Origin of the sequence: Flavobacterium sp. FPG59 (assembly GCF_002150205.1) — a bacterium.
In the GTDB taxonomy this organism is placed as follows: domain Bacteria; phylum Bacteroidota; class Bacteroidia; order Flavobacteriales; family Flavobacteriaceae; genus Flavobacterium.
Genome location: NZ_MTCA01000018.1, coordinates 21,870 through 28,039, shown reverse-complemented (window position 1 = coordinate 28,039; position 6,170 = coordinate 21,870). Strand labels below are relative to the sequence as shown.

Sequence of the window (6,170 nt, the reverse complement as noted above, 5' to 3'; positions counted from 1 at the left end):
ATAAATGATAATCAGTCAAATAATGTTCAAGAAGGAATTTTTTCTTTAAATCCAAGTGAAAATAAAAATCTGTCTACAACAGAAATCAATTTGGGCAATACAGATGAGGTTATTGTTTTACTACTTTTTTATAATGAAAATAAGCAGTTAATAGGAAAGGATCGAGTTGTGCTGAATGCTCAAAAAAAAAAGATAACGTAGCTAATATTCCTGCTGACGGTTTTGAAATAATAGGAATTATTTCAAATGAAACGAAGACTAAAGTAGGTAAAGATTTTTATGATTTGTATTTCTATCTCTATAATGAGTATAAAATTAATGCCAAAAAAATAGTCGTTTTAACAGAGGAATTTAGTTTTGGTAGGAATACCAAGATAGTAATCACGATAGAGAATGATATTATATATGAATTTTTAGCGCGTCCAGATGAAGAATATCTAAATGAAATGGGTGAACAAGCTATTTATGCCACGTATTTACATCTTAAGAATTTAGAAAAGCAAAACAAATATTTTACTCAGTATTAATTTTATCCACTAACTTATGAGATTATTATATGTCTTAACAATCGTTTTTTTTGGTTTTCAATCCGTAATGGCACAGGATTTAGTTTACAAACCTAAAAATCCTGCTTTTGGGGGTGATACATTTAATTATCAATGGCTGGCAAGTTCGGCGGAGTCCCAAAATAAGTTTACAGACAAATCAATTTCGCAACCTGCTCAAACTGAACTCGAGCGGTTTACATCAAGCTTAAACTCGCTACTTTTAAGTCAAGTTTCGAGCTCCTTGTTCAAGCAACAATTTGGTAATGATGGTATTAAAATAGGTTCCTACACTTTTGGTAGTCTTTCTGTTGAGGTGTATCCTTCGTCTGGAGGATTAACTGTAGATATCTTAGATACTAAAACAGGTGAACAAACACAAGTAATCATCCCAAATCGATAATATGAATACATTAAAATGTGTACCCTTACTTATTTTTTTTTTAATTTCCAGTTGTGGAGCATATTACAATCAACCTACTGGTGTAGAAAAGGCAGTAATTGGAGAAAATACTCCAGCTACAACACTCTTGAAAGAGTTGCCCAAGCCTAAAGAGCCCATAGTAGTTGGACTTTATAAATTTCGAGACCAAACTGGACAGTACAAAGCTACTGAAAATGGTAGCAATTTTAGTACAGCCGTAACCCAAGGGGCTACATCAATTTTAATTAAAGCACTTGAAGATTCAAAATGGTTTATTCCCATCGAAAGAGAAAATATTGGTAATTTATTGCAAGAACGTAACCTTATTCGATCTACACGGCAAGAATATTCCAAAGATGTTGATCCTAATGTACCGCAAATTACACCTTTATTATACGCGGGTGTTCTACTGGAAGGTGGAATTATTTCCTATGACTCTAATATAATTACTGGCGGGTTTGGAGCGCGTTATTTCGGTACTGGTGGATCTATTAAATACAGACAAGATCGTGTAACTGTTTATTTAAGAATGGTATCTACGGCAAATGGTAAGATTTTAAAATCAGTTTATATTTCAAAAACAATTTTATCGCAAGCAATAGATCAAAGTCTTTTTAAGTATGTCAATTTCAAAAGATTATTAGAAGTAGAAACGGGATATACAACAAACGAGCCTGTGCAAATGGCCGTTACAGAGGCTATTGAAAAAGCAGTTGCGACTTTAGTCTTAGAAGGAATCAAAGAAAAAATTTGGGATGCTGATGTACCTAAACCAGAGGTTGACGCAATCTTAACGAAGTATGAAAAAGAAAATTCAGATGCTGCTACTACGGCAATTTATGGCAGGAAACTACAAGAAAGAAGATCTCGTTTCGCAATGGAATTAACTGGTGGTGCTGCACTAATGGATGGCGATTACCCTAACGCCATGTTTCGCCCCACGGGTCGAGGTGCCTTAAAATACTATTTTACTCCTTCGTTCAATGTCAGTGCTTCTACTAATGTCATGAAATTAGCTAATAAAGATCTTTTAGATGTAGGTTACGCAACATTTGATCTTAATCTTGAATTTATCGTTTTACCAAAGGATAAATTGTCACCCTATCTATTTGCGGGTGGTGGCTTTGGAGTAAACAAAAATTTCGAAAACAAGCATACTAAAGCTCAATATGGACTAGGATTAGAATATATGGTTTCAAATGCCATAGGAATCAAACTTTATGGCGAACATAATCTAAACTTTAGTGACAACATTGACTATCAAATAAGAGGAGTGCGTGATGATTTTTATTATCGCTTTGGTTTTGGACTCACGTATTATTTTTTTAATAGTAAAAAAAATACTGTTTCAAAAAACATATCGAAATAAGAACATTACCATGAGCTATTCATTCAACTATAATACCTTAACAATGAAAATTAACCATCTTATACAGGCTCTTTTTTTTGTGTTTTTTTTGAGTTCATGCAGTGAAGAAAAATTAGCTGGAGATGAATTCGGGACTATCGAAGGGAAAATTGTCAGTGCCATTGATTTTAAACCTTTAGCTAATGTCAAAGTGTTTTCTAGTCCCAGTACAAGTATCGTTTTTACAGATGAAGCAGGTAAATTTGTTCTTACAAATGTAAGGGTGGGAGATTATTCTCTAGAAGCGCAAAAGGAAGGTTTTTTGGCAAAATTTGAACCTGCAAAGGTAAACAGAGATCAAATAACAAATATTGTATTTGAGCTAAAGCTATCAACATCCAACAATAGACCTCCTACTGCTACGGTATTAACTTCGCCCATGGACAATGCTGTAGATCAGCCTATAGAATTAAATTTAAATTTCTCAGCTACAGATCCGGATAAAGACGTTCTGAAGTATGAAATTATATTAAGGAAAAACACGAGCAATGAGGTTACAGTGTACAAAGATATTACTGCCAGTACGTACTTGTTGAAAGATTTAGCATATAACACGAAGTATTTTTGGCAAGTTTCAGTATCCGATGGAATCAATCCTCCAGTACTAAGTCCGGTGCAAACTTTTACAACGATTGGATTTCCAAACGCAAGGTTTTTATTTGTTAGAAAAATAAGTGACAATAATGTGATTTTTTCTGGCGATGAGACCGGGAAAAGTGTCCAAATTACAACATCGAATACTAATAGTTGGAGACCAAGAAAAAATATTCCATCGAATAAAATTGCTTTTATTCGATCAAGTGGTGCGCAAAATCACTTGTATACTATGAATCCAGATGGATCTGGAATACTTAAAGTCACTAACTCTATTCCTATTGCTGGATTTAACTCGGACTTTATCAATTTCTCGTGGAACGCCTCAGGCAGTCAATTAATCTATCCTTATTTTGACAAATTGTATAAAATTAATGCTGATGGCAGTGGCTTGACCAAAATTTATCAAACAACAAATGGAAAATTCATTTCAGAATGTGATTGGAGCAACGACGGAACAAAAATTGCCTTGAAAGTAAACGATGCAAGCGGCTACAATACTGAAATCTTTGTGATTAATGCCATAGGTACAGTTATTAATCAAGTTCTATCTGGTACACAAGGTGCTACTGGAGGGCTGAATTTCTCAGTAAATGGTCAGCGATTACTCTTTACCAGAGATGTTTCAGGCTTTGAGGATGCGAATTACAGACAACTGGATACAAAAGTTTTTCAGTGTACCTTAAGTTCAAATTTAATAACTGACATTGGTTTAGAAAAACCATTGGGAACCTTAGATTTAGATGTGAGATACGCCCCCAATGAAGCAGAGTTAATTTTGATGAATACCTCAAACGATGGTTTATCTATTAAAAATATTATAAAATATACTCCTGCAACAAATAATGTAGGAGGATCTCGAACGCTGTTGTTTTCTAATGCAAGTATGCCTGATTGGGAATAAATAAAATTAATGATTTAAAAAAAGCATCTAATTAGTACGAATTAGATGCTTTTTTGCGTTTAGTTATAAGTTTATTAAATCATGTATTTTATTACATTAAAGAAAAATTATCATGAAAACTAGAATCAAAAAGGGTTGCATAAATAAGTATCAAATATTTAACAAAGAATAATGAGGAGTATTGTACTTTTTTTATTACTGTGTTTCAAAATGAATTCTCAGGAGAAACATATACTGTATTTTGATTTAGACCAAGATCAACCTAATGTTCATTCGCAAAGAGTTTTTCAAAAATGGTTGGATAAAAATAAAGAAGTTAATGTGATTAAAATTGAAGGATATTGTGACAGTACAGCATCAAATCAGTACAATAAGCAATTAGCACTTAGGCGCGCTGTAAACGTGCAAAAGCACTTAATACGTAACAATTTTTTATTAGATAGTACTCTAGTTATTGATAATATTGGAGAAGATTTTTTAGGAGCAACACAAGAATTTATCAATAGGAAAGTAATTGTATATTATCAAAAAAAATCTAATTCTAAAGTTCAAGAAGTATTCGTAAGTAAATTAAATCAAAGTGAGGTTGCAGATCTATCTAAATCCCCAAAAAACAATAATGATAACAACACCTTAATTTCACAAATTCAACAAGCTAAAGTAGGTGATTTTGTTACTTTGCAAAATATAAATTTTAAATTTAACTCAGAGGTTATGGTCAATTCCTCAATGGTGAATTTGGATGAGCTGTTACAAATTATGAGGAGTCAACTCAGTTTAAATATTGAAATTCACGGTCATATTTGCTGTAATCCAGATCCAAATGATGTGAAGTTATCCAATCGTCGCGCAAAAGCGATTCATGATTATTTAATTAAAAATGGAATTCAACAAAGGAGATTGGCATACAAAGGTTATGGTAGTAATAAACCCATTTTTACATTACCAGAAAAAAACGAAATACAACGTGCAGCTAATAGAAGAGTAGAGATTTTAATCCTTCAAAAATAGTGCAATAAATCCTAAAATCAAGTTCCTTATTCCTAAATCAAATTAGTATCTTTGCGCCACAACTAACTGCCTAAAAGCAGGCTTCACAACTAAATTAAATGAGTTCAGATACTTCAAAAAGGTATGCACTTCGCGGTGTTTCGGCATCCAAAGAAGATGTGCACAACGCCATTAAAAACATTGATAAAGGCTTATTTCCACAAGCTTTCTGCAAAATTGTACCCGATTATTTAACACAAGACAAAGACTATTGCCTGATTATGCATGCTGATGGAGCAGGTACTAAATCTTCATTGGCCTACATGTATTGGAAAGAAACAGGTGATCTTTCTGTATGGAAAGGTATTGCTCAAGATGCATTAATAATGAATATTGATGACTTATTGTGTGTAGGGGCAACCGATAATATTTTACTTTCATCAACCATTGGAAGAAATAAAAATCTAATTCCAGCCGAAGTAATTTCAGCAATTATTAATGGTACCGAGGAGTTAATAAAAGAGCTTGATTCTTATGGTGTAACTATTCATTCTACAGGAGGTGAAACGGCTGATGTAGGTGATATTGTGCGCACTATAATTGTAGATTCAACGGTCACAGCGCGCATGAAGCGTTCAAAAGTAATTGATAATGCTAATATTAAAGCAGGCGATGTTATTGTAGGTTTAGCTTCTTTTGGTCAAGCAACTTATGAAAAAAGTTACAATGGAGGAATGGGAAGTAACGGACTTACATCAGCCCGTCATGATGTTTTTGAAAAATACTTAGCGACAAAATATCCTGAAAGTTTTGATGCTGCAGTTCCAGAAGAACTAATTTATTCGGGGCAAGTTAAATTAACAGATGCAGTAGCAAATTCGCCTATAGATGCAGGACAATTAGTGCTTTCGCCTACGCGAACGTATGCGCCTATCATCAAGAAAATTTTAGATACATATTCGTCAAATGAAATTCACGGTATGGTACACTGTAGCGGTGGAGCCCAAACCAAAATTTTACATTTTGTAAACAATTTACACATTATAAAGGATAATTTATTTTCTGTACCACCATTGTTCCAGTTAATTCAGGAACAATCAAAAACAGATTGGAAAGAAATGTATCAGGTTTTTAATTGCGGCCATCGAATGGAGCTTTATGTTCCTGAGGCAGTTGCAGAAGATATCATTGCGATTTCAAAATCATTCGATGTTGATGCACAAATTGTAGGTAGAGTAGAAGATTCTGAAACAAAAAAGCTTACCATAAAGAGTGAATATGGAACTTTTGAATATTAAAAATAAT

The 6,170-nt window shown here is 33.3% G+C and carries 6 protein-coding genes and 1 pseudogene; all 7 read left to right on the top strand.

Annotation, left to right across the window (positions count from 1 at the left end):
- Positions 1–201: pseudogene (locus FPG59_RS16860) on the top strand (hypothetical protein); the annotation flags it as partial.
- A gap of 5 nt (positions 202–206) precedes the next feature.
- The gene (locus FPG59_RS03565; RefSeq protein ID WP_314839997.1) at positions 207–527 is read left to right on the top strand and encodes a CsgE family curli-type amyloid fiber assembly protein; all 321 of its coding nucleotides are present in this window, start codon (positions 207–209) and stop codon (positions 525–527) included.
- Positions 528–543: 16 nt separating this feature from the next.
- Complete coding sequence (locus FPG59_RS03560) at positions 544–948, top strand: curli assembly protein CsgF (protein ID WP_086453243.1); 405 nt, start codon at positions 544–546, stop codon at positions 946–948.
- Position 949: 1 nt separating this feature from the next.
- A complete protein-coding gene (locus FPG59_RS03555) occupies positions 950–2,338 on the top strand; it encodes a CsgG/HfaB family protein (RefSeq protein ID WP_086453242.1) in 1,389 nt (462 codons plus the stop codon).
- 43 nt (positions 2,339–2,381) lie between these two features.
- Positions 2,382–3,875 carry a carboxypeptidase regulatory-like domain-containing protein gene (locus tag FPG59_RS03550; RefSeq protein WP_086453248.1) on the top strand — a complete coding sequence of 498 codons (1,494 nt, stop codon included), beginning with the start codon at positions 2,382–2,384 and terminating at the stop codon, positions 3,873–3,875.
- A 210-nt stretch (positions 3,876–4,085) separates the two neighbouring features.
- Positions 4,086–4,886 carry an OmpA family protein gene (locus FPG59_RS03545; RefSeq protein ID WP_176330684.1) on the top strand — a complete coding sequence of 267 codons (801 nt, stop codon included), beginning with the start codon at positions 4,086–4,088 and terminating at the stop codon, positions 4,884–4,886.
- A gap of 98 nt (positions 4,887–4,984) precedes the next feature.
- On the top strand, positions 4,985–6,163 hold the full coding sequence (locus tag FPG59_RS03540) for an AIR synthase related protein (protein ID WP_086453240.1): 1,179 nt from the start codon (positions 4,985–4,987) through the stop codon (positions 6,161–6,163).
- Positions 6,164–6,170: the final 7 nt, after the last annotated feature.